This is a genomic window from Streptomyces sp. NPDC032721, from assembly GCF_055579625.1.
Genome location: NZ_JBVIMX010000003.1, coordinates 349,684 through 376,579, shown reverse-complemented (window position 1 = coordinate 376,579; position 26,896 = coordinate 349,684). Strand labels below are relative to the sequence as shown.

17 protein-coding genes and 1 pseudogene are annotated in these 26,896 nt (G+C 71.5%); 8 read left to right on the top strand and 10 right to left on the bottom strand.

All coding sequences use genetic code 11. The annotated features are described in order from the left end of the window. Nucleotides 1-87: 87 nt before the first annotated feature. Entirely contained in the window at nucleotides 88-2,472 is a 2,385-nt protein-coding gene (locus ACZ5PB_RS09860; RefSeq protein WP_468689435.1) for a phosphoketolase family protein, read from the bottom strand. A gap of 829 nt (nucleotides 2,473-3,301) precedes the next feature. Continuing rightward, entirely contained in the window at nucleotides 3,302-4,207 is a 906-nt protein-coding gene (locus ACZ5PB_RS09855; protein WP_468689433.1) for a universal stress protein, read from the bottom strand. Nucleotides 4,208-4,766: 559 nt separating this feature from the next. On the opposite strand from ACZ5PB_RS09855, the gene ACZ5PB_RS09850 reads away from it, so the two are divergent. Then, nucleotides 4,767-5,969 (top strand): globin domain-containing protein, encoded by a 1,203-nt coding sequence (locus ACZ5PB_RS09850; protein ID WP_468689432.1) that lies wholly within the window; start codon nucleotides 4,767-4,769, stop codon nucleotides 5,967-5,969. A gap of 205 nt (nucleotides 5,970-6,174) precedes the next feature. After that, a complete protein-coding gene (locus tag ACZ5PB_RS09845) occupies nucleotides 6,175-7,872 on the top strand; it encodes a sensor histidine kinase (RefSeq protein ID WP_468689430.1) in 1,698 nt (565 codons plus the stop codon). A 40-nt stretch (nucleotides 7,873-7,912) separates the two neighbouring features. On the opposite strand, the gene ACZ5PB_RS09840 is transcribed toward ACZ5PB_RS09845, so the two are convergent. Next, on the bottom strand, nucleotides 7,913-8,377 hold the full coding sequence (locus ACZ5PB_RS09840; RefSeq protein WP_468689428.1) for a pyridoxamine 5'-phosphate oxidase family protein: 465 nt from the start codon (nucleotides 8,375-8,377) through the stop codon (nucleotides 7,913-7,915). Between the two features lie 185 nt (nucleotides 8,378-8,562). Further along, entirely contained in the window at nucleotides 8,563-8,886 is a 324-nt protein-coding gene (locus ACZ5PB_RS09835; protein WP_468689427.1) for an STAS domain-containing protein, read from the bottom strand. A gap of 309 nt (nucleotides 8,887-9,195) precedes the next feature. Here ACZ5PB_RS09835 and ACZ5PB_RS09830 point away from each other — a divergent pair, with 309 nt between their 5' ends. Further along, the gene (locus ACZ5PB_RS09830) at nucleotides 9,196-9,924 is read left to right on the top strand and encodes a response regulator (protein ID WP_468689425.1); all 729 of its coding nucleotides are present in this window, start codon (nucleotides 9,196-9,198) and stop codon (nucleotides 9,922-9,924) included. A 208-nt stretch (nucleotides 9,925-10,132) separates the two neighbouring features. On the opposite strand, the gene ACZ5PB_RS09825 is transcribed toward ACZ5PB_RS09830, so the two are convergent. Beyond that, nucleotides 10,133-11,005: a universal stress protein gene (locus ACZ5PB_RS09825; RefSeq protein WP_468689422.1), complete on the bottom strand. Its 873-nt coding sequence runs from the start codon at nucleotides 11,003-11,005 to the stop codon at nucleotides 10,133-10,135. A gap of 253 nt (nucleotides 11,006-11,258) precedes the next feature. After that, nucleotides 11,259-12,164 (bottom strand): universal stress protein, encoded by a 906-nt coding sequence (locus ACZ5PB_RS09820; RefSeq protein ID WP_468689420.1) that lies wholly within the window; start codon nucleotides 12,162-12,164, stop codon nucleotides 11,259-11,261. Between the two features lie 364 nt (nucleotides 12,165-12,528). Here ACZ5PB_RS09820 and ppdK point away from each other — a divergent pair, with 364 nt between their 5' ends. The 3 genes from ppdK (at nucleotide 12,529) to adhE (ending at nucleotide 18,919) form a co-directional block, all read left to right on the top strand. Further along, nucleotides 12,529-15,249, top strand: a complete 2,721-nt coding sequence (gene ppdK, locus ACZ5PB_RS09815; RefSeq protein ID WP_468689419.1) for a pyruvate, phosphate dikinase — start codon at nucleotides 12,529-12,531, stop codon at nucleotides 15,247-15,249. A 77-nt stretch (nucleotides 15,250-15,326) separates the two neighbouring features. Next, entirely contained in the window at nucleotides 15,327-15,704 is a 378-nt protein-coding gene (locus ACZ5PB_RS09810) for a hypothetical protein (protein WP_468689417.1), read from the top strand. Nucleotides 15,705-16,279: 575 nt separating this feature from the next. Then, nucleotides 16,280-18,919 (top strand): bifunctional acetaldehyde-CoA/alcohol dehydrogenase, encoded by a 2,640-nt coding sequence (adhE, locus tag ACZ5PB_RS09805; RefSeq protein ID WP_468689415.1) that lies wholly within the window; start codon nucleotides 16,280-16,282, stop codon nucleotides 18,917-18,919. A gap of 93 nt (nucleotides 18,920-19,012) precedes the next feature. Here adhE and ACZ5PB_RS09800 read toward each other — a convergent pair. The 3 genes and pseudogenes from ACZ5PB_RS09800 to ACZ5PB_RS09790 form a co-directional block, all read right to left on the bottom strand. Beyond that, a pseudogene (locus ACZ5PB_RS09800) lies at nucleotides 19,013-19,713 on the bottom strand (alcohol dehydrogenase catalytic domain-containing protein); the annotation flags it as partial. A 718-nt stretch (nucleotides 19,714-20,431) separates the two neighbouring features. Continuing rightward, a complete protein-coding gene (locus ACZ5PB_RS09795) occupies nucleotides 20,432-23,134 on the bottom strand; it encodes a cation-translocating P-type ATPase (RefSeq protein WP_468689413.1) in 2,703 nt (900 codons plus the stop codon). Between the two features lie 2 nt (nucleotides 23,135-23,136). Continuing rightward, nucleotides 23,137-24,018 carry a universal stress protein gene (locus ACZ5PB_RS09790; RefSeq protein WP_468689412.1) on the bottom strand — a complete coding sequence of 294 codons (882 nt, stop codon included), beginning with the start codon at nucleotides 24,016-24,018 and terminating at the stop codon, nucleotides 23,137-23,139. A 294-nt stretch (nucleotides 24,019-24,312) separates the two neighbouring features. Here ACZ5PB_RS09790 and ACZ5PB_RS09785 point away from each other — a divergent pair, with 294 nt between their 5' ends. Together ACZ5PB_RS09785 and ACZ5PB_RS09780 are read left to right on the top strand one after the other, a co-directional pair. Then, entirely contained in the window at nucleotides 24,313-24,792 is a 480-nt protein-coding gene (locus tag ACZ5PB_RS09785; RefSeq protein ID WP_468689411.1) for a cation:proton antiporter regulatory subunit, read from the top strand. A 3-nt stretch (nucleotides 24,793-24,795) separates the two neighbouring features. Further along, on the top strand, nucleotides 24,796-26,055 hold the full coding sequence (locus tag ACZ5PB_RS09780) for a cation:proton antiporter (RefSeq protein ID WP_468689409.1): 1,260 nt from the start codon (nucleotides 24,796-24,798) through the stop codon (nucleotides 26,053-26,055). Here ACZ5PB_RS09780 and ACZ5PB_RS09775 read toward each other — a convergent pair. Continuing rightward, complete coding sequence (locus ACZ5PB_RS09775; RefSeq protein WP_468689407.1) at nucleotides 25,985-26,869, bottom strand: universal stress protein; 885 nt, start codon at nucleotides 26,867-26,869, stop codon at nucleotides 25,985-25,987. The two genes, ACZ5PB_RS09780 and ACZ5PB_RS09775, sit on opposite strands and share 71 nt — an antisense overlap. Nucleotides 26,870-26,896: the final 27 nt, after the last annotated feature.

The window sequence follows — 26,896 nt, the reverse complement described above, 5'->3', positions numbered from 1 at the left end:
GTCCCGCGTCGCCGGTGTCCGTCGGAGAGGCTGCAGGGCCCGGCCAGAGGGCCGAACGGCCCCCGGGCCGGGCCCACTTGGCAGAGGTCAGCCGTCCCACGTCCAATCGGCGACCTCCGGCAGGTCGGTGCCGTGGACGCGGATCCATTCGTGGTGACGCAGCCGGGCGTCGTCCATGAGCTGTCGTACGGCCGCGGCGCGCACCGCGAGGCCCGGGACGCGGTCGATGACGTCCATGACCAGGCGGTAGCGGTCGAGGTCGTTGCGCACGACCATGTCGAAGGGGGTGGTCGTGGTGCCGATCTCCTTGTAGCCGCGCACGTGCAGGTGCTGGTGGCCGTGGCGGCGGTAGGCGAGGCGGTGGATCAGCCAGGGATAGCCGTGGTAGGCAAAGATGACCGGCTTGTCCGGGGTGAACAGGCCGTCGTACTCGAAGTCGTTCATCCCGTGAGGGTGTTCCTCGGCGGGCAGTAGCCGGGCGATGTCGACCACGTTGACGACCCGTACCGACAGCTCCGGGAGGTGGGTGCGCAGCAACTGGGCGGCGGCCAGGACCTCCTGGGTGGGTACGTCACCGGCAGCGGCGAGCACCACGTCCGGTTCCCGCTCGCTGTTCTCCGTGCCGGCCCATTCCCAGATCCCGGCGCCGCGTGCGCAGTGGACCTTCGCCTGCTCCATCGACAGCCAGTCGAAGCAGGGCTGTTTTCCGGCCACGATCACGTTCACGTAGTCGCGGCTGCGCAGTGCGTGGTCCGCCACCGACAGGAGGGTGTTGGCGTCCGGTGCCAGGTAGACCCGTACGACCTCGGGGCTCTTGTTGAGGACGTGGTCCACGAAGCCGGGGTCCTGGTGGGAGAAGCCGTTGTGGTCCTGGCGCCAGACGTGCGAGGTCAGCAGGTAGTTCAGGGAGGCGATGGGGGCACGCCAGGGCAATCGGCGGGTGACGCGCAGCCATTTGATGTGCTGGTTGACCATCGAGTCGACGATGTGGACGAACGCCTCGTAGCAGGAGAAGAGGCCGTGGCGGCCGGACAGCAGGTAGCCCTCCAGCCAGCCCTGGCAGGTGTGTTCGGAGAGGATCTCCATCACCCGGCCGTGCCGGTCCAGGTGTTCGTCGACCGGCAGGGTCTGTGCCTGCCACGCCTTGCCGCTGGCGTCGAAGACGGCCTGCAACCTGTTGGACGCGGTTTCGTCCGGGCCCACGATCCGGAAGTCGCGGCTGGCGCGGGTGGCGTGCATGACGTGTTCCAGCATGTCGCCGAGGACCCGGGTGGGCTCGTGCAGGGTCGCGCCGGGCTTGTCGACGGGGACGGCGTACTGCTCCAGTGCGGGCAGGGGGAGTTCGCGCAGCAGGAGTCCGCCGTTGGCGTGCGGGGTGGCCCCCAGCCGGCGGGTTCCCCCAGGGACGCAGGCCAGTACCTGTTCACGGGGGCGGCCCTCGACGTCGAAGAGCTCTTCGGGCTTGTACGAGCGCAACCATGTCTCCAGCTGTCGCAGGTGCTGCGGGTTGTCACGTACACCGGACAGCGGGACCTGATGGGCGCGCCAGGTCCCCTCCACCGGCACCCCGTCGACCTCCTCGGGCCCGGTCCAGCCCTTCGGTGTGCGCAGTACGATCATGGGCCAGGGAGGCCGCTCGGAGACACCCTCCTCGCGTGCCTCGCTCTGGATGAGGGCGATGCGGTCCAACGCTTCGTCCATTGCGGCGGCCATCGCCCGGTGCACGCTCATCGGGTCGTCGCCGGTGACGTGGATCGGGAAGTGGCCGTATCCCCGCAGCAGGGCGTCGAGTTCTTCCTCGGGGAGCCGTGCCAGCACGGTCGGGTTGGCGATCTTGTAGCCGTTGAGGTGGAGGATCGGCAGGACGGCCCCGTCGTGCACGGGGTCGAGGAACTTGTTGGAGTGCCAGGAGGCGGCCAGCGGGCCCGTCTCCGCCTCGCCGTCCCCGATCACACAGGCGACCAGCAGGTCAGGGTTGTCCAGGGCGGCCCCGTAGGCGTGCGAGAGCGCGTAACCCAGCTCGCCTCCCTCGTGGATCGAGCCGGGCGTCTCGGGGGCGACGTGGCTCGGTACGCCGCCGGGGAAGGAGAACTGCCGGAACAGCTTCTCCATGCCGGCCGCGTCGCGTGACACGTCGGGATAGGTGTCGCTGTAGGTGCCCTCAAGCCAGGAGTTGGCGAGGACGGCGGGGCCTCCGTGACCGGGGCCCCAGATACACAGGGCGTCCTGACTGCGGGCCTTGATGACGCGGTTGAGGTGGGTGTGCACCAGGTTCAGCCCGGGTGAGGTGCCCCAGTGGCCGAGCAGCCGCGGTTTGACGTGCTCGGGGCGCAGCGGTTCGGTCAGCAGGGGGTTGGCCATGAGGTAGATCTGACCGACGGCCAGGTAGTTCGCGGCACGCCAGTGGGCGTCCAGCGTCCTCAGTTCGTCGTCGGTGGGCGGCACGGCTGCCTGCTGTGGGGCGACGGACATCTCGGAGTTCCTTCCGGTTCGGTTGCTGTCGAAGGTGCGTAGGGGCCCGTGTACCCACCCTTCCCCGGCTGCCGGGGACGCGACAGGGCCGACCGGGCCATTCGGCACGTCGCCGGGCGCTGTTTCAGGTCGTCGGCAGCCGCGGCGGTGGAGGTCGCGTCCGCTCCGCACGCGCGGTGCGCGGTGGGGTGGCGGCGCACTCGGGGCCGTGACCAGGCGGACGAGCATGTACGCATGACCTGTTCGGCCGGGCACCGGTCTCAGGGAACGGCGCAGGTCCGTCCACTGCCGCGCCTGGTGCGGCAGGGAGGCCCGCACCCCGTGCGCCGTGGCGAGGAACCACACGTGCTGGAGCGTCTGTCCGGCCCGCGGCCAGTCGGCGGGACGGTCGTGCTCGGTGAGCCGCACAGCGAGGGTGGGCACGGCCGGGCGGTGAGCCACCCGGCGTGCTGTTCGGCGGTGAAGTCCCGCAAGGGAAGGAGCCCGCGTACGTTCCAGGTCCCGAGCACCGTGGGCGGCATGCCCGCCTCGGCGCCCGCTCAGATCTCGGTGCAGGCAGCAATTGCTCTCCGCCGCACGTCATGTGGCGGGCAGTCGCGGGTCTCGGCCGCCGCCGACCGGCTACGAACGCCCGCCGCGCGACCTGCGGACCTACGTCCCCGATCACACGGCGGGCCCCTGAGCTCCCGTCGCCCCGCCCCGCACCTGGTGCGGGGCGACGGCGAGCAGGCGGGTGTGGTGGCGGAGTACCGCACGAGCGGCGCCGTCGAGCCGGAGCCCGCAGGCCCGGCGCGTGGCGCTCCGACGACCGGGCAGGTCCCCTTCGTGCTCAGCCGTGCGCGACGACGGCGACGGGGGCAGTGGCGTGGTGCAGTACCGCGTGCGTGACAGGACCGATGCGGGAGCCGACCGGGCTGCGGCGGATCCTGCGGCCGACGACGACCAGCGACGCGTCGTGTGACGCGTCCACGACGTGGAGGGCTGCAGCGCCGGGCCTGGTCGCCTCGACGACATTTACGTCCGGATACTTCTGCCGCCAGGGGCGCAGCACTCCGGCCAGCACGGCGGCTTCCCGCCGGCCCAGTTCGGCGTTGAGTTCGAGGTCGGCAGGCAGCCCGTAGGCGAAGTAGGGCGGCAGCCTCCAGCCGTGCACGGCCCTCAGCTCGGCGCCCCGGCGGGCGGCCGCCTCGAACGCGAAGCCGATCACCGTGTCGTCGGGGCGGTGGGGGTCCAGCGCGAGGACCACGGGCCGGTGCGCGGTGGCGGCCGACGGGATGCCCGCCGGGGCGGCCTGTCGCTCGTCGGCGGCCTGCTCGCTTGCACGCACGAGGACGACGGGGATCTCGGAGTGTGCGATCACGTGCATGCCGACGGATCCGACGAGGAATCCCCCGATGCCGCTCAGTCCGCGCGAGCCGAGTACCAGCAGTTCGGCGTCGGTCGCTGTCCGGGGCAGTACGTCCATCGGCCTGCCGGGGAGCAGTTCCACGTCCACGTGCACGCCGGGATGGCGCTGGCGCAGACGTTCGGCGACCTCGCGCGGAAAGCGCTCGCTCCAGTGCCGCTGCGTCTCGGCACCCACGAGCGGGGCCTGCGCCAGGGGTTCCGGGACGGGTTCCCGGACGTGTACGAGCCGCAGCGGCAATCCGCGCAGGCCGGCTTCCCGCGCCGCCCACTCGGCAGCGGCGCGGCTCTCGGGCGAGCCGTCGAGGCCCATGGCGATGTTGCGGGACATGTCGTCCACCTCCTGGTCGGGTGATGGCTCCAGGATGGTCGCCCAGGAAAACGCGGCACAGGGACCGCAGGGACCTGGCCGGGGGCCGACCGGCCCTGGTGGGGGCCCCTTTCCTCTGCGTGTGCAGCGTCGAGCGGCCGACCGGGGCTCCGGACGCCGACGAAGGACCTCGGCCTGCGGGAGCTCAGTCGCGGTGCCCGGCCGCGGCCGACCACACACCGAAGCCGTGTCCGGGTAAGGCACGGCGGCGAAGCCTCGGGCGGTCCGGCGGGCTCGCTCCGCGTACGTCTTGTCGGGCGCTCGGGCGGGGCCTGACGGTAGGGCGCCGACACTGGCGGACAGGGCCGAGGGGCCTTCTTCACAGTGCCGTTCGGCCCTGTGTCGGGGCGGTCCGCGCAGCCGGTGTTCCTCAACCGGCGGGCCGTCCGGCCCTTCTTCGCCCAGCACCGCCCCTCACCACGGTCACACGGCCCGCCGACTGCTACACAGCAGGGTGCCGTCCTTCCGATGCAAGTCGGCCCTTGATCCCCCTCCGTCCATCCCCTGCCCGGGAGGCTTCATGCTGTCCGCAGAATCCGCTGCCGTCGTCCGTGCCACCCTGCCCACCGTCGCCGGAGCGCTCGACGCGATCACGACGCGCTTCTACTCCACGATGTTCCGCGACCGGCCGGAACTGCTCGACGGGATGTTCAACCGCGGCAACCAGGCCGGCGGAACCCAGCGCCGCGCGCTGGCAGGTGCGATCGCCGGGTTCGCCACGGCGCTGCTGGCGGACCCGGACAGCCGTGCGGACACTCTGCTGGATCGGATCGCCCACAAGCACGCCGCGGTCGGCGTCACCGAGGACCAGTACGCGACCGTGCACAAGTACCTGTTCGGCGCGATCGCGGAGGTGCTCGGCGACGCGGTGACTCCGGAGGTGGCCGCCGCCTGGGACGAGGTGTACTGGCTGATGGCCGGTGCGCTGATCGGCCGCGAGGCCCGGCTGTACCAGGACGCCGGAGTGGAGCCCGGCAAGGTGTGGCGGCAGTGGACGGTCGTCGAGCGGCGCGCCGAGACACCGGACGTGACGTCCTTCGTCCTGCGCCCGGCCGACGGCGAGCCGGCCCCGCGGGCGCGTGCGGGCCAGTACGTGAGCGTACGGGTCGACACGGCCGACGGCATACGTCAGCTGCGCCAGTACAGCCTCTCCTGCGCCCCGGACACGGAGCTGCGGCGCATCACCGTCAAACGGATCACCGGCACGGACGGGGCACCCGACGGCGAGGTCTCCCACCTGCTGCACGAGCAGGTCCACGAAGGTGACGAACTGACGCTCTCCGCTCCTTTCGGCGACGTCTTCCTCGACGACCCGGCGGATGCCTCCACTCCGGTTGTCCTGGTCTCCGCCGGTATCGGCGGCACTCCCATGAACGGCATCCTGGCCCATCTCGCGGCCCTCGGTGCGACCCGCCCCGTGCTGGTCCTGCACGCCGACCGCTCCCCCGCCGACCACGCCCTGCGCACCGAGACGAACGAGCTGACCGGACGACTTCCCGGTGCCCGGGCCGTCTTCTGGTACGAGCGCCCCGGCCCGGAAGAACCCGGAGCCCGCGAGGGCCTGATGGACCTCGGCAGGGTCGAACTGCCCAAGGGCGCGACGGTGTTCCTGTGCGGTCCGCTGCCGTTCATGCGCGAGGTACGCGCCCAGCTGCTGCGCGCCGGGGTTCCGGCGCAGCGCATCCGCTACGAGGTCTTCGGGCCCGACCTGTGGTTGCCGTAGCCCCCTCGGTCCGAGTCGCACCAGGGACTCCACGCAGGCACACCGGAGCGGAAGGCGTACGAGCCCCCGTCGCGTCGCGCTCCGAGCGGGGGCCGTAGTCGCCGTCCGATTCCGCGTCGCCCACCCGGCCGCTACGCTTGCCGTGGGCATCGGATGACCGACGACGGAAGCGGGGCTGGTAGGGGTGGGCGAGTCGTTGTCGCGCATGCCGCAGATGCGGCTGGACGAGCTGCTGGAGGAGCTCCAAGCGCGGATCAACGCCGCCCGGGGCACCCGCGACCGCGTCCACAGCCTGCTGGAGGCGGTCGTCTCGGTGGGCAGGGAGCTGGACCTCTCCCAGGTGCTGCGGCGCATCGTCGAAGCCGCCGCGCTGCTGGTCGACGCGCAGTACGCGGCGCTGGGAGTGATCGGCCCGGACGGAAAGTCGCTGTCGCAGTTCCTCACCGTCGGGCTGACGGAGGAGGAGATCTCCGGGATCGGGCCGCTGCCCGCCGGACACGGGCTCCTGGGGGAAATCATCCGCAATCCCACGCCACTGCGGCTCACCGACCTCGGCAAGCACGAGGCGTCCTACGGCTTCCCCGCCCACCACCCGCCCATGCGCACCTTCCTCGGAGTGCCCATCCGGGTACGCGACGAGGTCTTCGGCAACCTCTACCTCACCGACAAGCACGGCGGCCAGGACTTCGACGCCGAGGACGAATCGGTGATCTCCACCCTGTCCGTGGCGGCCGGCGTCGCGATCGACAACGCCCGGCTGTACGAGGCTTCGCAGCGCCAGCAGCGCTGGTCGCAGGCGAACGCGGAAATCACCAGCAGCCTCCTGTCGGGCGACCCCCGCCAAGCGGTCCTGGAACTGATCGCCCGCCGCGCGCAGGAGATCACCCATTCCCACCTCGCGGACGTGTCGGTGCCCGTCGCGGGAACCGGTGACCTCGTCGTGGAGCTGGCCCTCGGCGCCGACGGCGGCACCCGGCGCGGACTGGTGATCCCTGTCGCCGGTACCCTGTCCGGCGCTGCCTACGAGCAGAGTGCCCCCGTGGCCACGCGGGCGCTCGCCCAGGACGACCGCTACACCGCGGGGCCGCGGCGCTTCGAGGGCCTGGGTCCGGCGGTCGCCGTCCCGCTGGGGACCGAGGCCCAGGACACCCGGGGTGTGCTCCTGCTGGCCCGCGCCACCGGTGAGCCCGTGTTCACGGACGCGGAGCTGCAGCCGCTGCTGGTGTTCACCGGGCAGGCCTCCCTCGCCCTGGAACTGGCAGAGCGCCGCAGCGACGCCGAGCAGCTCGCGCTGCTGGAGGACCGTGACCGTATCGCCAGGGACCTGCACGACCTCGCGATCCAGCGGCTGTTCGCCACGGGCATGACCTTGCAGAGCGCCGGACGTCTTGTCCAGCACGAGGGGGCCGCCGAGCGCATCTCGCGCGCCGTCGGAGACCTGGACGAAACGATCAAGATAATCCGGTCGACGATCTTCGGTCTGCGCGCACGCGACGAGGAATCCGCACCGAGCCTGCGGTCCCGGGTCGCCCGAGTGGTGGGCGAGACGGCGACCACCCTCGGATTCCCGCCCCGCCTGAGCATGGAAGGCCTGCTCGACACGGACGTGCCGCCGCAGGTGGCCGACCATGTCATGGCCGCACTGACCGAACTGCTCAGCAACGCCGCTCGCCACTCCCACGCCACCCGCGTCGAAGTCGCCCTGCAGGCCACCTCCGACGAGGTGGTCCTCACCGTGGCGGACAACGGCCGGGGCATCCCCGCCGACGGCAGACGCAGCGGTCTGAACAACCTCCGGGAACGCGCTCACGGGGTGGGCGGAACCCTGACCGTCGAACGCCCGGACGGGGGCGGCAGCCGCCTCGTGTGGCGGGCGCCGATCACCGCAGACCGCACCGGATGACCACCGCGCATGCCGCACCCGTCAGGCGACTCCCGAGCTCCTACGCGGTGAGCCTCATGCCGGTCACCAGGTCCGGCCGGATGCGCAGCGCGGCGTTCATGGTGGAGTGGTCCACCCACGGGCGCGAGTGGGCGGCGTAGCGTTCGAGGTCATCGGCGCTGACGACCCGGTGCGCGTAACCGGTGACCACCACGCTCCAGCCGATATGTGTCTCGGGGTCGATGATGTCCGCCTCGTAGGCCACCACCACCCCGGTCGCGCTCGTGGGCGCCACGATGGACATGAGGGCGGCACCCTCGTGCGACTGGACGATGATGTCCTCTCCGTCCATCAGGTGGTTGACCGGGCGGACCGCGGGCAGGGCCTGCTGGGTGAAGACGATGCGGCCCAGGGAAACGGTGCCGAGCAGCCGCAGGGCCTCGGCACGGTCGAGCGGACTGATTTGCCGGGGCGCCGGCCCGCCATGATGGGCCGCCACCGTCTGCTGCGCGGCTTTGTCCTTCATCGTGCCCTCTTCCTGCTTCGGCCCGGTTCTCCGTCGGGTGGCTCGGTCCAGCGTCCCTCGGTGTCCGCCGCCCGCCATAGGGCCGAACGGTCCCCCATCGGCCAGGGCGGACGACCCTGCCCCGGCGGCGGACGCCCCCGGGCCGGAGTCGCCGGTCAGGAGAGCCGTCGCAGGGCAAGGGAAAGTCAGGCGAAGCTGCAGGGCACGGCCCGGTCCACGCCCAGGGCGCGGATGACCCGTGCGGGAAGCCGCTGGACCTGACGCAGGCGCAGGCGCACTCCGGCATCGGCACAACGCCGGTGTGTGCGGAGCAGGAACGCGGCACCTGAGCTGTCGCAGAAAGTGAGGTCCACGAGATCGAGCAGCAGCTCGTTCTGCGCGCCGCTGGTGAGACGCGTCAAGGCCGGCTCGATGCGCTCGACGGTGTCGATGTCGAGTTCCCCGGCGAGGGCGACGGCCGTCGTGCTCACGCCCAGCGGGAGAACGGTCAGGCTGATCGGGGTCGTCATGGCGGTGGCCTCTCTGCATACGGGCGGGCCCGGAAACCTGGTCGTCTCTGCCGTGTCGGCCCGTGAAGTCGACCAGGCAACGTGCACGGTCGCCAGGCCCCGCCGGTCCCTGTCGGCAGGGCCGAAGGTCCCTCCCCAGGAAGACCCGTGGCGTACCGGTCGCATGGCGCCCATCGGTCCCGGGCACCCGCTTCCCGTGGACGGGCTCGCACCAGGGCCGGTCGGCCCTGGTCAAAGGTCCCGTCCGCACGGCACGATGCAGATGGATTCCGCCGGTGGCGGAGGAACTCGGCAAACACGGAGTGTGCGATGACGGACAGCAGTGGCGGCCCCACCGAGAAGGAGCCGTTCAGGGTCTTCCTCCTCGACGATCACGAGGTGGTGCGCCGCGGGGTGCACGACCTGCTGGACGCCGAACCCGACCTGACCGTCGTCGGGGAGGCCGGCACCGCCGAGCAGGCGCTCGTGCGGGTTCCCGCGCTGCGCCCCCACGTCGCCGTTCTCGACGTACGCCTCCCGGACGGCGACGGGGTGAGCGTGTGCCGTGAGCTGCGCTCGCGGATGCCCGACCTGGCCTGCCTGATGCTGACCTCCTTCGACGACGAGGAGGCCCTGCTCGACGCGATCATGGCCGGTGCCTCCGGCTACGTGTTGAAGCAGATCACCGGAACCGACCTCGTCCACGCCGTTCGGACGGTTGCCGCGGGCCAGTCCCTGCTGGACCCGGGTGCCACCGCCCGCGTCATGGCCCGCCTGCGCGGCGCGGACGCACCGAAGGAACAGCACCAGGGACTTCCCAGCCTCTCCGACCGCGAACGCGAGATCCTCGCCCTGGTCGGCGAGGGACTGACCAACCGCGAGATCGGCAAGCAGCTTTACCTGGCGGAGAAGACCGTCAAGAACAACATCTCCCGGCTGCTCGCCAAACTGGGCGTGGAACGCCGCGTGCAGGCCGCGGTCATCGCCACCCAGGCGCAAGCCGCGCAGGAGGGAAGGAGCAGTTCGGCAGCGGGACGCGAGAGCGGCTCCCGGAACTGAGCGGAACCCTCACTGCACGAACGACCGCCACTGCACGAACACGGCGGATCCGCGGCCGGTAACAGCCCTGGCCCGGCGCCCTGGGCAGGGCACCGGGCCAGGGCTCTCGGCTGCACATCGCCGCCGGGCCGGGCGTCCGGGGCGGAACAGCGGCGCGGCGGTGATTCCGCTGCATGACGGCTCGTCACATCACGTCGTCGGGCGGTGTTCAGTCGTGAGGCACGACCGCCACGGGGCAGCGCGCGTGGTGCAGCGCGGCGTGCGCGACCGACCCGATGCGGGCACCCACGGGGGTCCGGCGGGCCCTGCGGCCGACCACGAGCAACCGGGCCTGCGACGCGGCCGACAGCAATACCTGTCCGGCGCCGCCGATTTCCACGTGTTCGGTCACCGGGACGCCGGGGAACCGCTCGCGCCAGGGGGCGAGTGCCGCAGACAGTGCCTTCTCCTCGAACGGCACCAGTCCTCCCGCCTCGTCGGCGAGGAGCATCGAACCGGGGCTGTAGGCGAAGACCGGCGGGAGGCTCCAGGCGCGCACCGCGCGCAGGGCAGCGCCACGCGCGGCGGCGGCCTCGAAGGCGAAGCCGAGCACCGCCGCGCTGTCCTCCGGCGTGCCCTGCTGGCCGACCACGACCTCGCCGCCCTCCTCCCGGGGCTCCTGCCCGTCACGTGCGCGTACCGACACCACAGGTCGCGGGGAGGCGGCGATCACCTGCTGCCCGTACGAACCGAGGAGGAACCCGAGGAACGCACCGTGCCCCTGGGAGCCGAGCACCAGCAACTCCGAGCGTGCTGCCTCCCTCAGGAGCGCGGCGACCGCCGTGTCCTCCACCGCTTCGGCGGCCACCGCGAGACCCGGGTGCCGTTCGGAGACTCGATTCTCTGCCTCGCGCAATACCGCGACGGCGGCCCCGGCCTGCGTCTCCCTGTCCTGTGGGACGGGCAGGTCCTGCGGCTGCCAGAGCCAGGCGTGCACGAGGCGCAACGGCACCCCGCGGAGGACGGCTTCACGGGCCGCCCAGTCGGCCGCCACCAGGCTGGCGGGCGATCCGTCGATCCCTGCGGTGATGGTGCGGGCCATGGGAACTCCTTGAGAAGAACATAGGGGCATGGGGGCACGCAGTCGTTGGACGTGTGCGATGGGTGGGGCGGCCGGAGCCGCGTCGCCGACGACGCGGCTCCGGCCTTGTCCTCCCGGCCTGACATGTGCCGGAGTGAACTCCCGCGCACCCCGGAGGCCGGTGAGGACGGCGTGGTCGAGGACACCGTGGCGGGACGGCCGAACGCCTTGACCGCCGCCTCCGCGCCTCGCCCTGCTTGTGGGTCCCGCCGCGTCAGTCGTGTGCGACGACGGCGACGGGCGCGGCGGCGTGGTGCAGCACCGCGTGCGCGACGGCACCGAGGTGGGTGCCGAAGCCGTGGCGTCGTACCCGCCGTCCCACGACGACGAGGGAGGCATTGCGGGACGCCTCGATCAGCTGCCGGGCAGGGCTGCCGAGACGGGACGCCTCGACGACCCCGACGTCCGGGTGCTTCTCGCGCCAGGGCCGCAGAGTCTCGGTGAGTTCGGCAGCCCGCTGCCGGGCGATGTCCTCACCCAGGTCGAATCCTGCGGCCAGGCTGTACGCGTAGTACGGCGGCAGACTCCAGCCCTGGACGGCGTACAACTCCGCCTCGCGCCGCCGCGCTTCCTCGAAGGCGAAACCGATCACCGCGTCGTCGGCGCTTTCGCTGTCGACACCGAGCACGACGGGCCGGAACACGGTGGCGGCAGACGGAATCCCGGCAGAATCCATGACGTGTTCGTCGGCGGCCTGCTCCCCGGCCCGCACGAGAACCACGGGCACCTCGGTCCTGGCGACCACGGACTGTCCGACCGTCCCGGGCAGGAACCCGCCGAAAGCACTCACCGCACCGGACCCGATGACCAGCAGTTCCGCTTCACAGGCGGCTTCCACCAGGGCATCGGAGGCCGTACCGACAGCCTGCTCGATACTCACCTCGACCCCGGGATGACGCAGCCTCAGCCCCTCGGCTGCCTCACGAGGCATCCGCTCGGACCAGTGCCGCAGGGTCTCCGCGCCGAGAACCGGTGCCTGGGCCATCCGCTGCGGCACCGGCTGCCCCACGTGAACAAGCCTGACCGGCAGGTCCCGCAGCGCCGCTTCGCGGGCCGCCCACTCAGCGGCTGCCTGACTTGCCGGCGACCCGTCGAGTCCGACGGTGATGGTGCGGGGCATGGTGCCCTCCTCCTGAGTCGTATGAACCGCCGTCAGCGTCTCGCTCGTCGCCGCGCGCTCCCAGGGGCCGACCGGCCCCCGCCGACGGCCGACCGGCCTCTGCGGCGGGTCTGAGCTGCGGGCCGACCGGGGCCCGCCGCACGGGTGGCGTCCGGCACGGCAGTTGCACTCCGGGGCGTACCGGCGACGCGCGCACCCTGGCGATGCCGACCAGCAGGTACCGGGCACGCACGCGCTACCGGGACCCCACCACGTGAGACCCGGGCCGACCGGCCCTCCGGGCAGGACTCCCGGCACCTCGCAACCGGCCGCCGGCGTGCCGAAGCTGAGACCACCAAACCCCCTGTCCGAGGAGCGCAGCTTCATGGCTCGATACGTTTACGACTTCGCCGAAGGCGGCCGGGACATGGCCGCCCTGCTCGGCGGAAAGGGCTCGAACCTGGCCGAGATGACCCGGCTCGGATTGCCGGTGCCGCCCGGTTTCACCCTCACCACCGAAGCATGCCGGGCATTCCTCGACACCGGCAGCGCACCCGCGGGCCTGTGGGAGGAGGTCGCGGAGCACCTGGCGGCCGTCGAGGAGGCCGCGGGCCGACGGCTCGGACAGTCGGACGGGCCGCTGTTGCTGTCCGTGCGTTCCGGAGCCAAGTTCTCCATGCCCGGGATGATGGAGACGATCCTCGACATCGGTCTGCATGACGAATCCGTCCTGGGGCTGGCCGAGGACTCCGGAGACGAGCGCTTCGCCTGGGACTCCTACCGCCGTCTCATCCAGATGTTCGGCAGTACGGTCATGGGCGTCGCTCCCGTCCGGTTCGAGCAGATCCTCGCCTCGCTCAAGGAGGAGCGCGGTGTTCCGGACGACGTACAACTGGACACCCGCGACCTCGTTCAACTGGTGAAAAACTACAAGGACTTGATTCGCCGGGAGACCGACGAGCAGTTCCCGCAGTCCCCCACCGAACAGCTGCGCCGAGCCGTCCTGGCCGTCTTCGGGTCCTGGCAGGGCGAACGCGCCCGCCTGTACCGGCGGCGCGAACACATTCCCGACGATCTCGGCACCGCCGTCAACGTGCAGCGCATGGTGTTCGGCAACCTCGGCTCGGACTCCGGCAGCGGCGTCGCCTTCACCCGGGACCCGGCCACAGGCCGCCCCGGCCTGTACGGCGACTACCTTCCCGACGCGCAGGGCGAGGACGTCGTCGCCGGTATCCGCAACACCGTGCCCCTGGCCACGCTGCAGCGCCTGGATCCAGAGTCGTACGCCCAACTGCGGGCCCACACGCAGACCCTGGAACGGCACTACCGGGACCTGTGCGACATCGAGTTCACCATTGAGCGCGGCACGCTGTGGATGCTCCAGACGCGTGTCGGCAAGCGCACCGCCGACGCCGCTTTCGTCATCGCCGCCGAACTGGCCGACGAGGGGCTCATCACCTCTGAGGAGAGTCTCGCCCGGGTGCGCGGCGAACAACTGGCCCGGCTGATGTTCCCGCGCTTCGACACCTCCACCGCCCGGACTCCCCTGACGCACGGCCTTCCGGCCTCTCCCGGTGCCGCCGTCGGCGCGGCCGTCTTCCGTTCGGCCGAGGCGGTCCGACGGGCCGCGGCCGGTGAGCAGGTGATCCTGGTCCGCCAGGAGACGGCCCCCGACGACCTGCCCGGCATGATTGCCGCACAGGCGGTGCTCACCGGCCGGGGCGGCAAGACCAGTCACGCGGCGGTGGTGGCCCGCGGCATGGGCAAGGTGTGCGTGTGCGGCGCCGAAGAGCTGACCGTGGACGTGGAGTCCGGCCTCTTCACCGCCCCGGACGGAACCGTGGTCAAGGAAGGCACAGTGATCTCCGTGGACGGCTCCTCCGGAGCCGTGTACGCGGGAGCGTTGCCCCTGGCGGACTCGGAGGTCATGCGAATCCTGGAGAGCGGGAGCACCAACGGCAGGACGGTCGGCGCCGCCGGGGTGGAAGCGGCCCAGCCCGCCAGGGCCGTAACCCGCTTGCTGGCCAAGGCAGATGCCGTACGACGACTGGAGGTTCGGGCCAACGCCGACACGCCCGAGGACGCCGCGCGCGCACGCCGGTTCGGGGCCCAGGGAATCGGGCTCTGCCGCACCGAGCACATGTTCCTGGGCGAGCGCCGCAAGCTGGTCGAGGAAATGATCCTGGCCCGTACCGATGCCGGGCGGGACCGGGCCCTGGCGGCGCTCCTGCCGCTCCAGCGGCAGGACTTCACCGGCATTCTGGAGGCGATGGACGGCCTCCCGGTCACCATCCGCCTCCTCGACCCACCGCTGCACGAATTCCTGCCCGACCGGACCGACCTCGCGGTCAGCCTGGCCGCAGCCGAGGCACTCGGCGAGCCGCTCCCCGCGCACGACGTCGAGCTCCTGGCAGCGGTGACCCGGATGCACGAGGAAAATCCGATGCTCGGCCTGCGCGGTGTGCGGCTGGGCCTGGTGGTTCCCGGCCTGGTCGCCATGCAGGTACGGGCTGTGGGAGAGGCCGTCGCCCATCGTGTCCTGGCCGGGGGCGCGCCCCGGGCGGAGATCATGGTTCCGCTCGTCGGGGACGTCCGCGAGCTGCGGATCGTGCGCGACGAGGTGCGACGGGTCCTGGAAGAGGTCTCCGCCGCGACCGGCGTCCGCGTCGACTGCCCCGTCGGGACCATGATCGAGCTGCCCCGGGCCGCGTTGACGGCGGGCCCGATCGCCGAGGCGGCCGAGTTCTTCTCCTTCGGCACCAACGACCTCACCCAGACAACCTGGGGCTTCTCCCGCGACGACGTCGAGGCCGAGTTCTTCGCCGCCTATCTCGACAAGGGCGTCTTCCCCGTCTCCCCGTTCGAGACGCTCGACCGGGACGGCGTGGGCCGGCTGGTGCAGATCGCCGTCGCCGAAGGCCGCGCCGCCCGGCCGGACCTGAAGATCGGGGTGTGCGGCGAGCACGGCGGCGACCCCGACTCTGTGCACTTCTTCCACACCGCCGGACTGGACTACGTGTCCTGCTCACCGTTCCGGGTCCCCGTGGCCCGGCTGGAAGCAGGCCGGGCGGCACTGGAGGCCACCGACGGGAGTGACAGCAGGTGACGGGCCCGCCCGGCCCCCGGGCACGGAAGAGCCCACTGGACACCCATGAACCGGCACCAGCACGAGGAGTGAGATCAATGACAGTCAGGAACGTCGGTGACCACGCCGCAGCCGTACACCTCCGAGTCGAAGGCGAGGTGGACGAGGAGTCCCTCGCGTACTTCCGCGAGAAGATCGACGCGGCGCTCGTCCGCCCCGAACTCCCGGACGTCACCGGCGAGGTGCGGGTCGCCAAAGCGGCGGCCCACCACGTCGAGCCGCCCTGGTCGGCCGGCGCCGAGATCAAGGTGGCCGGCACCCTCGTCGTCGTGCACGCCCGCGAGGCGACCGCCAGGGAACTCGCCGACCGGCTCCACGACCGGTTGCGCCACCGCACCGAACGGGCCGTCCACCTCCGCACCGCCGACCGCAGGACAGCCTCTCCTCCCCCGTGGCGCGGCGGAACGCAGCAGTAGGGACGGCGGCAGGTTCGCGCATGGTGCGGAGCGGCGCCCGGCCGAGCGGCCATCGCTCCCCACCGTGCCGTCCCCAGAGGCTGCCGAATCGCCGCACACTACGGCCGAGTGAAGGCCAGCGACGTCGTCCACGCCCCGAGTCACGACACTGATCCTCAGCCCAGCGTCGGCCACAGCAGCGGCGGGCCGCCCGTGGTCGACGAGGTGGTCGGTCTCCCCGGTATCGCCATGTGCCGGTGTCGCGACCTGCTCCGGCTGCTCCTGCGTACGGACGACAGCAATCGCCGCCACGCAACCGGCCTCTCTCCGGATCGTTGCCGCCACCTCCGACGCCGATACCTCCTCGCACCGGCCTTGTTGGCCCGCAATCGACCCCACGCGGCATTCGGCCGGGGCCCGAAGGGCCCGACAGGCCCTGCCGCCCGGGCCGCACGGTCCCCGAAAGGGCCTTTCGGCGCCCGCGAACCCGGCGAGTCCCCCGGGACAGTGGAGCCGAGGAGCAGGGCCGCCCGTGGACCGCTCCCTTGGAGTGCCGCTGGGCGTTCGGCGGCCCCTGACCATGGAGGCACACCGAAATGACCCGCCAGGAACCGCAGATCGGAGCCACCGCCGGTGCTCCGGCCCCGTCCGACGTCGCAGTTTCCGTGGACCGTCTGGTCACGGCCGGCCTCAAGGCGCTCGCCGACTACGAGGACTTCACCCAGGACCGGATCGACCACATTGTGAAGAAGGCGTCGGTCGCCGCACTCGACCAGCACACCGCACTGGCCCGCCTGGCGGTGGACGAAACCGGCCGGGGTGTCTTCGAGGACAAGGCGGCCAAGAACATGTTCGCCTGCGAGCACGTCACGCACAGCATGGGGCCGATGAAGACCGTGGGGGTCGTAGCCCGCGACGACATCGAGGACATGGTCGAGATCGCGGAACCTGTGGGGGTGGTGTGCGCCGTCACGCCCGTCACCAATCCGACGTCCACCACGGTCTTCAAGGCCCTGATGGCATTGAAGACCCGCAACCCGGTCGTGTTCGCCTTCCACCCCTCGGCCCAGCGGTGCAGCGCGGAAGCAGCCCGGATCGTACGGGACGCGGCTGTCGCGGCGGGAGCACCGGAGCACTGTGTGCAGTGGATCGAGTCCCCCTCGGTCGAGGCGACCGACGCCCTGATGCGGCACCCGGGTGTCTCGCTGATCCTCGCCACGGGAGGCAACGCCATGGTGAAGGCCGCCTATTCGGCGGGCAAGCCCGCCATGGGCGTAGGCGCGGGCAACGTCCCCGCCTATGTGCACAGGAGCGCGAAGCTGCGCCGGGCCGTCCATGACCTGGTGCTGTCCAAGTCGTTCGACAACGGAATGATCTGCGCCTCCGAGCAGGCCGTCGTGCTCGACACGGAAATCTACGGCGCGGCGTTGACCGAGTTCCAGGCGCTGCACGCCCATCTGGCCTCGGCCGGGGAGAAGGCGAAACTGGAGGCATTCCTGTTCCCGGCATCCGACGCGGCAGGCGGCGGCGAACCCAAGGTCAACGCGGCGGCCGTCGGGCAGAGCCCGGCGTGGATCGCCCGGCAGGCCGGCTTCTCCGTGCCCGAGCACACGTCGATCATTCTGGCCGAAGTAGAACGGGTGGGACCGGACGAGCCGTTGACCCGCGAGAAGCTCTGCCCTGTCCTGGCCGTCCTCCGGGCCGACGACGAGCGTCACGGCTTCGACCTGGCTGCGGACATGGTCGCCTTCCACGGCCAGGGGCACAGCGCCGTGATCCACACCGAGGACCGCACGGTGGCGGAGGCGTACGGCAGGCGGATGAAGACGGTACGGGTCATCGTCAACGCCCCCGCCTCCCAGGGCGCGATCGGCGGCATCTACAACCACCTGCTGCCGTCCCTCACCCTCGGTTGCGGATCGTGGGGCAGTACATCGGTGTCCAACAACGTCTCCGCCGCGCAACTGCTGAACGTCAAGCGCGTCTCCACCCGCCGCAACAACCTGCAGTGGTTCAAGGTTCCGCCCAAGATCTACTTCGAGCCGCAGGCCATCCGCTACCTGGCCGCCATGCCGGACGTGCACCGCGTCACGATCGTCACCGACGCGACGATGACCCGCCTCGGCTTCGTCGACCGCATCACACGGGTCCTACGACGGCGCCCCGAGCCGGTCACCATACAGATCATCGACAACGTCCAGCCCGAGCCCAGCATCGACTCCGTGCAGCGCGGCGCGCGCCTGATGCGGGACTTCCGACCCGACACGATCATCGCGCTGGGCGGTGGTTCACCCATGGACGCGGCGAAGGTGATGTGGCTGCTGTACGAGCAGCCCGACATCGACTTCTCGGACATGCGGCAGAAGTTCTCCGACATCCGCAAGCGAGCCTTCCGCTTCCCCACCCTGGGAGCCCTCGCCCGCCTGGTGTGCGTGCCCACCACCTCCGGCACCGGTGCCGAGGTCACGCCCTTCGCGGTCATCTCCGACCCGGCGAGCGGCAAGAAGTACCCGCTGGCCGACTACGCGCTCACCCCCAGCGTGGCCATCATCGACCCGCTGCTGACCACCGAGCTGCCCCCGGCGCTGGCGGCCGACAGCGGTTTCGACGCCCTCACCCACGCCATCGAGGCGTACGTCTCCGTCTACGCCAACGACTTCACCGACGGCCTCGCCCTGCACGCGATCCGTCTGATCTTCGACAGCATCGAGCCGGCGGTGAACGACCGCGCGGGCAGCGAGCGGGCGCGCGAGAAGATGCACAACGCCGGCACGCTCGCGGGCATGGCCTTCGGCAACGCCTTCCTCGGCATCGTCCACGCCATGTCCCACACCCTGGGCGCCACCTTCCACCTCGCGCACGGCCGCACGAACGCGGTCCTGCTGCCGCACGTCATCCGCTACAACGGCAGCGTCCCCACGAAGCTGACAGGCTGGCCCAAGTACGAGAACTACCAGGCCCCCGAACGCTTCCAGGACATCGCCCGCCACCTCGGGCTTCCCGCCGCCACCCCGCAGGAAGGCGTGAACTCGCTCGCCTCGGCCGTGGAACACCTGCGCGACGCCGTCGGCATCGAGCCGACGTTCCAACGCCTCGGAGTCGACGAGCAGGCCTTCCTCGACGCGCTGCCGCAACAGGCCCTCAACGCCTACGAGGACCAGTGCGCACCCGCCAACCCCCGCATGCCCATGCTCGATGACATGCGGGAGATCATGCGCACTGCCTACTACGGCTGAGCGACGACCGCTCACGGGGCGGGAGCCGCACCTTGAGCACACCGGTGTCCGGGGCGGCGAAGACGTCGTACGCCCTCTCCATCTCGCCCAGACGGTAGTGATGGTGACGTTGCGAATCCACAGGTCTTCCAGGTGGAGAGGGGCCGGACGACCGTGCACCCCCACGTTCGCGACCCTCCCACCTGGCCGAACCACTCGCGCTCACAGCTCGAACGTCTCCGGCAGGCCCAGCCACGATCGCCGTGTCCGCCCCCGGACCGTCAGAGACGTCGTGGAGGCGCGCCTCCACGTCGCCGGGTGCCACCTGACCGTTGAGCACGCCCACCTCGTACGCCGTGGGCAGGATGCCCGCCAGGAGCAACGCCGGTTCGCTGCTCACCCGCTCGGGCAGCACATGGGTGGACGTGTCCGCGAAAGGCACCCGCACGAACTCCGCCTGCACCCCGTCGATCTGATGACGGAGTATCCAGCCGCCTCCACCTGGGCACTGCCCGTACTGGGCCCGCCGACAGTGCGGGCACCGCCCGCACCCGGAGATGCCGGAGAGCAGCACCCGGCCCCCGGCTGCACCGAGGTATCCGCGGCCCCCGAATCCTGCGTCGTACCCACCGCCTCGTACCCCAACACCCGGCCCGGCTTCACCGTGGGAACGTGGCCTTGGAGAATGTGCAAGTCAGTACCGCAGATCGTCGCCGCGTCGACACGCACGACCGCGTCCGTCGGCTCCTGCACCACCGGATCGGGCACGTCGTCCAGCTGCGCCTGCCCGTACCGTGAAATACCAGCGCCTTCATGCGCCGCCTTCCTCTGCCGTCGGGCAACAGCACCGCCCACCCCTGGGTCGGCGCCACGCCGAGTCGGCGTCACCGCGATACTGCGGCGCCACGGGAACCCGGCCCGGCGGGACGAAACCCGCCGAGCGCGGAAGTCGCGGGGCTCGTGGAGACATGCGCAATCGGGGGTTGAGAAGTGCCACGCGTCACCGCCTCGGGTGCGGTCCTGAGCGGTCCTGTGAGGCCGCCGCCGATGTCGGCGGCGGCCTCTGTGCGGGACACGGGCGGCTTCCCCCTTCCGCGAGGTCCTCGCACCGGTTGTCCTCACCGGCTCCGGGGTGTGCGGGAGTTCACCCCGGTTTGGAACGGGCCGGGAGGACAGGCCGGGCCGCGGTGTCGGCGACACGGCTCCGGCCGCCTTCGACCCGGGGGCTGGGGGCCAAGCGCGGGCTCCGTGCATCCGCTGCTGGCCCAACGGAATCGATGCCCTGACAGGAGAATATACGGACGGTGATGCTGCAAGAACCCTGCGTGGTGCGAATCGCGCCCGGCCCCGCGGTGACCGCGCAGGCCACGCCACGGCTCTGCCGTCCGGAAGACACCGAGGTCACGTCAGTACCGCACCCTTTCTGATCTTCCGGATCCGGATTCTGGGGTTGGCCGAAAGTTCCGAGTACCCACAGAGCGACAGAGCTGCCGGCGTACGGAGGCCGCGTCCTGCAAGGTCGGTAACAGTGCTTCAGGTCGGACGGGGACCGAACCGGGTCCGTGCGGCCCGCCAGATGTGCTCGGTCAACAGAACGGTGGAGGCCGTGGCGGCGCAGGTCGCCCACTGGGCCGCATCGAGGGAGACGGTGTCGAAGACCCCTTGTGCCACGGGCATCTGTACAGCGGCGATCTGGAGGATCAGCACGGCGGCCAGACAGATCCACAAGGTGCGGTTGTGCAGTTGGTGACGTCCGAAGACGGGTCCGTCCTCGTTGCGCGCGGCCAGCGCGTTGCAGAGCTGGAAGAGGACGAAGGTGGTGAAGGCCATCGTGGCGGCGGTCGCGGTGTCCGCGAAGTGTCGGGCGCCGAGGAAGACGGCCAGGGTGCCCGCGGCCATGACGGCGCCGGACCGGGTGATGGCGGCCATCCGCTGGAGGTTCAGGATGCGTTCCTCCGGAGAGCGGGGCGGACGCCGCATCACGTTGTTCCGCGCCGGGTCGACGGCGAGGGCCATGGCGGGCGGGCCGTCCATGATGATGTTGACCCACAGCAGTTGGATCGCGGACAGCGGGGCCGGCAGTCCGGCCAGCACGGTGGCGAGCAGGGTGAGGATGGCGCCGATGTTGGTGGACAGTTGGAAGCGGACGAAGGTAACGATGTTGTCGTAGATGGACCGGCCTTCGCGGACCGCGCGGACGATGGTGGAGAAGTCGTCGTCGGTGAGCACCACGTCCGCGGCCTCTTTGGCCACGTCTGTTCCGGTGACCCCCATGGCAATGCCTATGTGGGCGGCGCGGAGGGCGGCGGCGTCGTTGACGCCGTCCCCGGTCATGGCCACGATGTGCCCCTGTTCGGCGAGCGCGCGCACGATGGTCACTTTGTGCTCCGGCGCGACGCGGGCGAAGACCCCGATGTCGTCGATCCGGTCCGCGAGCTCCGTGCCGCTCATCCGGGCCAGCTCGGTGCCGGAGACGACGTCTCCGGTGATGCCCAGTTCCCGGGCGATGGCGGCTGCGGTGTCGGCATGGTCGCCCGTGATCATCTTGACGGTCACACCCGCCGCCCCGGCCAGGGCGACAGCGTCACGGGCCTGGGGCCTGGGAGGATCGGCGATCCCGGCGACGGCGGTCAAGGTCAGCCCCGTCACCTCTTCGGGGTGGGGCCGGTCGGTGATGGCGGTGGCGGCACCGAGGACGCGCAGGCCCTGACTACCCATTCCCCGGACGATGTCGGTGATCTCCCGGCGGCGCCCGGCCTCAAGGGGCGCCGGGCCGTGGTCGGTCAGGACGTGGGTGCAGCGGTCGAGCAGGACGTCGACGGCTCCCTTGGCGTGGACGCGGATGCGGCCGTCGTCGTCGTGGAAGGTGGCCATGTACTTCGCGGCCGGGTCGAAGGGCACTTCGCCCGTCCGCGGCAGGCGCGTGCGCTCGTCGGGGCCGACGCCGGCTTTGGCGGCGAGGACGAGCAGAGCGGCCTCGGTGGGGTCACCGATGACACCTTCCGCGGTGAGGCGGGCGTCGTTGCACAACGCGAACGGCAGCACCGCGTCGTGCAGGTCCTCTGCACTCCGACCGTGAATGGCAACGACGGTGCCGTCGGTGTCGTACCCCTCGCCGGTCACCTCGTAGCGGCGCCCGGCGGCCCACAGAGTGCGGGCGGTCATCTCGTTCAGGGTCAAGGTGCCGGTCTTGTCGCTGCACACCACGGTCGCCGAGCCGAGCGCCTCGACGGACGCCAGGCGCTTGACGATGGCACCGCGGCGGGCCATGCGGTGGACGCCCAGAGCCAGGGTGAGCGCGAGGACCGCGGGAAGCCCCTCGGGGATCGCGGCCACGGCGAGGGCCACGGCGCGCAGGGCGAGCTCGGCAAGTTCCTCGCCGCGCAGAAGCGCCACCAGCGCGTAGGCGACCACGGCGACGCCGCTGATCAGGGCCAGGCGTCGGCCCAGGCTGTCCATCTGGACCTGGAGCGGGCTGGGCGGTTCCCCGCCGGTGCGCAGTGCCTCGGCGATCGTGCCGACCTGGGTCTGCATCCCGGTCGCGGTGACGATCATCTCGGCGCGCCCACGGGTCAGCGCGGTGTTCATGAAGAGCATGCCGGTGCGCTCGGCGACGGGGACGGGCTCGTCGCCGCGGTCCTCGGTGGGTGCGGTCGACTTGGCGACGGGTTGCGACTCACCGGTCAGGGCCGCTTCGGCGGCCTCGACCGACTCGGCGACCACGAGGCGCCCGTCTGCCGGGACGCGGTCACCGGCTTCCAGAAGAACAACGTCGCCGGGTACCAGAGTGCGGGCCGGGATCTCTTTCTCCCGGCCGTCCCGGCGCACGCGCGCGGTGGGGACGAGCATCTGGCGCAGGGCTTCCAGGCTCCGCTCGGCGCGACGCTCCTGGAGGTATCCGATGGTGGCGTTGATGAGCAGCACGGCTGCGATGACGAGGGCATCCTTGACCTCACCGATGATTCCGGCGAGGACGGCTGCGGCGAGCAGAATGCCGATCAGCCAGCTGCGGAACTGGTCCAGCAGGCGCAGCCACTGCGGTCGGCGGGCCGGTTCGGCCAGTTCGTTGGCGCCCAGGTCGGCGGCTCGCCGTTCGGCGTCGGCCGTGGTCAGGCCCACGGCGGGCACCACGGTCAGCCGGGCCGCCACGTGGGCGGCGTCGTGCCGGTAGGCGTCCGGTTGCGGGGACGCCTGCCTGGGCATGGGGCGGTTCTCCGGTGCGGTCTGCTTGGTCACGGTCACTCCTTGCCGCGCACGACGATGACGGGGCAGTGGGCGTGGTGCAGCAGGGCCTGGCTCACGGAGCCGAGCAGCAGGCCGGTGAAGCCGCCGTGCCCCCGGGCTCCGATCACCACCAGTTGGGCTCCGCGGCTCGCGTCGATCAGGGCGGGGCGGATCCGGGAGCGCACCAGGCGCCTTTCCACCGCGACCTGAGGGAAAGACTTCTGTGCGGCGGCCACCGTTTCGTCCAGCAGACGCTGTTCGGCCTCGCGGACCTGTTCGACGTCCGCCACCACGGCGTTCAAAGGGTCGCCCGGACCTTCGTAGGCGTGCTCGTTCCAGGTGTTCCACACGTGCAGGGCCACCAGCGGTGCACCGCGCAGGGCTGCCTCGGCGAACGCGAACTCCACCGCCGCCTCCCCGGCGTCGGACCCGTCCACGGCGAGCACCACCGCACCGGCCGGATCGGGGCGGCCCCGCACCACCATCAGCGGGCAGCGGCCGTGCGCGGCCAGCTGCACCGCCGTCGAACCCAGTAGCAGCCCCGCGAAACCGTTCAGGCCCCGGCTCCCGACCACGGCCAGCGAAGCCGACCGTGACTCGACCTCCAGCACCTCAAGGGCCTCCCCCGCCACCACCGACCGGGTGATGACCGTGCCCGGTGCGCACGCGTGTGCCCGCTCCTCCGCCCGGGCCAGGACTCCCCGGACCATCGACTCCAGACCGTGGGCAGCCCCGTGGTGCACCAACCCGCCCACCGGCCCGCTTCCAGGGGTACGGCCGAAGGCGTGCACGATCCGCAGGGGGGCACCCCGCAGGTGCGCCTCACGGGCCGCGAAGTCGACCGCCTCAAGGCTGGAGGCGGAACCGTCCACCCCTACGATCACCGGATCAGTCACTGGAATCTCCCGTTCCAAACGCCGCCGATACGCGGCTCATGAGATCCCCAGCCTCGTGGGAACCCACACCGCGCGCCTAGGGCCCTCCAGGCCGTCCCGAGGGGCCACTCGGCCCTGCCGGATCTCACCGGCCCGCCAGGACACTGGTCACGGCCGGGCGAGTTGTACACCCGCTGCACAGGAAGCAGCTCGGGCCCCGGGCGTTTCGCGGCACCTGTCGAGAACCTGCGCACACCAGGGCGGGGCCACGGGCCGCACGACGAACCCTTACTCACGGTCTTCAGGGAGATCCACATGGACGTCAACGAAGTGCTGCTGCCCGGAGTCGGGCTGCGCTACGAGTTCGTCAACCACGAGGGCGACCGGATCGGGGTCGTCGCCCAGCGCTCGGGCGACTTCGAGGTGGTGGTCTACCCCGGCGACGACCCCGACGACGCCCGGCCGGCGTTCCGGCTCACCGCCCAGGAGGCCGACACCGTCGCCGAGATCCTGGGCGCCCCGCGCATCGCGGAACGGTTCGCCGATCTGACCCGCGAGGTGCCCGGCCTGAGCTCCGGTCAGATCACCGTGGGGCCGGAAAGCCCGTTCGCCGGACGTGTCCTGGGGGACACGCGGGCCCGGACCCGGACCGGCGCGTCGATCGTCGCCGTCGTCCGCGGCGAGGACGTAGTCGCCTCCCCCGGACCCGGCCAGTCGCTGTGCGCCGGTGACGTCCTGGTCGTGATCGGCACCCGCCGGGGCATCGCCGACGTACAGCGCATCGTGCAGGGCTGAGCCGTGCACACACCCATTGCCCTGCTGCTGGAACTGGGCGTCATCCTGACCGTGCTGAGCCTGCTGGGCACGGTCGCACGCCGCTTCGCCCTTTCCCCGGTGCCGCTGTACCTCCTGGCAGGCCTGGCCCTGGGCGAGGGCGGTCTCGCCCCGGTTCCCGCCGCTCGGGAATTCGTGGACATGGGCGCCGCGATCGGCGTGATTCTCCTGCTGCTCGTCCTCGGACTGGACTTCACCGTCCGGGAGTTCACCGTCAGCGTCCGACGCCACAGGTCCTCCGCCGTCGTCGATCTCGTCCTGAACGCCGTCCCCGGCGCCGTGGCCGGCTGGCTGCTCGGCCTGGACGCGGGCGGCGTCCTCGCGCTCGCAGGTGCCACGTACGTTTCCTCCTCGGGCATCATCGCCCGCCTGCTCCGCGACCTGCGCCGCCTGGGCAACCGGGAGACCCCCGCGGTGCTGTCGGTGCTGGTGGTGGAGGACTTCGTGATGGCCGCCTATCTGCCGCTGCTCGCCGTCGTCGTCTCCGGCGGCACCTGGTGGCAGGCGCTGCTCGCCGTCACGGCGGCGATGGCGGCCGTCTCCGCAGCCATCGCCGTGTCCTGGCGCTGGGGCCACCATGTCGGCCGGATCCTGGCCCACCCCGACCCCGAACAGATACTGCTCCGGGTCCTCGGCATCACCCTGGTGGTCGCCGCGCTGGCCGAGCTCATCCACGTCTCGGCCGCCGTCGGAGCCTTCCTGATCGGGCTCACCCTGACCGGAGCCGCCGCCGACCGGGCCCGCGCCGTGCTCAGCCCGCTGCGCGACCTGTTCGCGGCGGTGTTCTTCCTGGCCCTGGGCCTGTCCGTCAATCCCGGCGACCTGCTGCCGATGCTGCCCGTCGCCGCGGCGCTTGCGCTGGCCACCGCGGGCACCAAGCTGGCCACCGGCTGGTACGCGGCCCGCCGCGACGGCGTGGGCCACCGCGGCCGGCTGCGGGCGGGAACCGCACTCATCGCCCGGGGCGAGTTCTCCGTCGTCATCATCGGTCTTGCCGCTCCGGCACAGGGCGGCCTCGCGGCCCTGGTCACCGCATACGTGATGATGCTCGCCGTCTGCGGTCCCGTCCTCACCCGCTTCGCACCCACCCGGGCAGCAACCCGCCGCCCACCCGCCCCCCGGGGCCGGACGGCGGGCCCGGCGACGGCTGCGGTCAACCGGAGGCGCCCGCTCCCCGCACCACCGCGACCGGGCAGTGGGCGTGGCGCAGCAGCGCCTGACTGACCGAGCCGAGCAACAGCCCGGCAAACCCGCCTCGCCCGCGGGCACCGACCACCAGCAGCCGCGCGGACCGGCTCGCCTCGATCAGCGTCTCGCGCGTACGACCGCGTACCACCCGCTGCTCCACCACCACGCCCGGGTGCCGCGCCCGGTGACCGGCGAGCGCCTCGGACAGCAGGCACTCCTCCTCCCCAGCGAGAGCACCCGGCTGGTTCGCGTACGGAACCGACGCGTCCTGGGGTGCGGGCATCGGCGCGTTCCAGTTCGACCAGATGTGCAGCGCCACCAGCGGCGCCTTCCTCGACTCGGCTTCGATGAACGCGAATTCCACTGCACTCTCACCCCCGGGTGACCCGTCGACTCCCAGCACGACCGGGCCTTCCGCGCGCACCTGCTCACGGACCACCAGCACCGGACACCGGGCGTGGGCCGTCAGGTGCACCGCCGTCGACCCGACCAGCAGCCCGGTGAACGCGCTCATCCCCCGCGACCCCACCACCACGAGCTCGGCCGCTCGCGACTGCGCCTCCAGGACTGTCAGGGGATCGCCCGCCACCACTGCATGGCCGATCTCGACCTCCGGTGCCGTCGCCCGAGCCCGCTCGACCGCCTCGGCCAGCACGGGATCAGCCAGCTTCAGCAGTTCACTCCCAGGGGGCTCCGGCGGCGTGCCCGGCACCACATGCAGGGCCGGCCAGACGAACGCGTGCACCACCCGCAGGGCCGCTCCACGCGACCGCGCCTCTTGTGCCGCCGCCTCCACGGCAGCAAGGCTCGCCTTCGATCCGTCCACACCCACGACCACCAGACCGCTCATCATTCCTCCTCCGTTCGGGGCCCCAGG

What these genes read in the sequence shown, in the direction of transcription:
- ACZ5PB_RS09860 (WP_468689435.1), bottom strand. Translation starts at nt 2,472, where the DNA reads ATGTCCGTCGCCCCACAGCAGGCAGCCGTGCCGCCCACCGACGACGAA.
- ACZ5PB_RS09855 (WP_468689433.1), bottom strand. Translation starts at nt 4,207, where the DNA reads ATGTCCCGCAACATCGCCATGGGCCTCGACGGCTCGCCCGAGAGCCGC.
- ACZ5PB_RS09850 (WP_468689432.1), top strand. Translation starts at nt 4,767, where the DNA reads ATGCTGTCCGCAGAATCCGCTGCCGTCGTCCGTGCCACCCTGCCCACC.
- ACZ5PB_RS09845 (WP_468689430.1), top strand. Translation starts at nt 6,175, where the DNA reads ATGCCGCAGATGCGGCTGGACGAGCTGCTGGAGGAGCTCCAAGCGCGG.
- ACZ5PB_RS09840 (WP_468689428.1), bottom strand. Translation starts at nt 8,377, where the DNA reads ATGAAGGACAAAGCCGCGCAGCAGACGGTGGCGGCCCATCATGGCGGG.
- ACZ5PB_RS09835 (WP_468689427.1), bottom strand. Translation starts at nt 8,886, where the DNA reads ATGACGACCCCGATCAGCCTGACCGTTCTCCCGCTGGGCGTGAGCACG.
- ACZ5PB_RS09830 (WP_468689425.1), top strand. Translation starts at nt 9,196, where the DNA reads ATGACGGACAGCAGTGGCGGCCCCACCGAGAAGGAGCCGTTCAGGGTC.
- ACZ5PB_RS09825 (WP_468689422.1), bottom strand. Translation starts at nt 11,005, where the DNA reads ATGGCCCGCACCATCACCGCAGGGATCGACGGATCGCCCGCCAGCCTG.
- ACZ5PB_RS09820 (WP_468689420.1), bottom strand. Translation starts at nt 12,164, where the DNA reads ATGCCCCGCACCATCACCGTCGGACTCGACGGGTCGCCGGCAAGTCAG.
- ppdK (WP_468689419.1), top strand. Translation starts at nt 12,529, where the DNA reads ATGGCTCGATACGTTTACGACTTCGCCGAAGGCGGCCGGGACATGGCC.
- ACZ5PB_RS09810 (WP_468689417.1), top strand. Translation starts at nt 15,327, where the DNA reads ATGACAGTCAGGAACGTCGGTGACCACGCCGCAGCCGTACACCTCCGA.
- adhE (WP_468689415.1), top strand. Translation starts at nt 16,280, where the DNA reads ATGACCCGCCAGGAACCGCAGATCGGAGCCACCGCCGGTGCTCCGGCC.
- ACZ5PB_RS09785 (WP_468689411.1), top strand. Translation starts at nt 24,313, where the DNA reads ATGGACGTCAACGAAGTGCTGCTGCCCGGAGTCGGGCTGCGCTACGAG.
- ACZ5PB_RS09775 (WP_468689407.1), bottom strand. Translation starts at nt 26,869, where the DNA reads ATGAGCGGTCTGGTGGTCGTGGGTGTGGACGGATCGAAGGCGAGCCTT.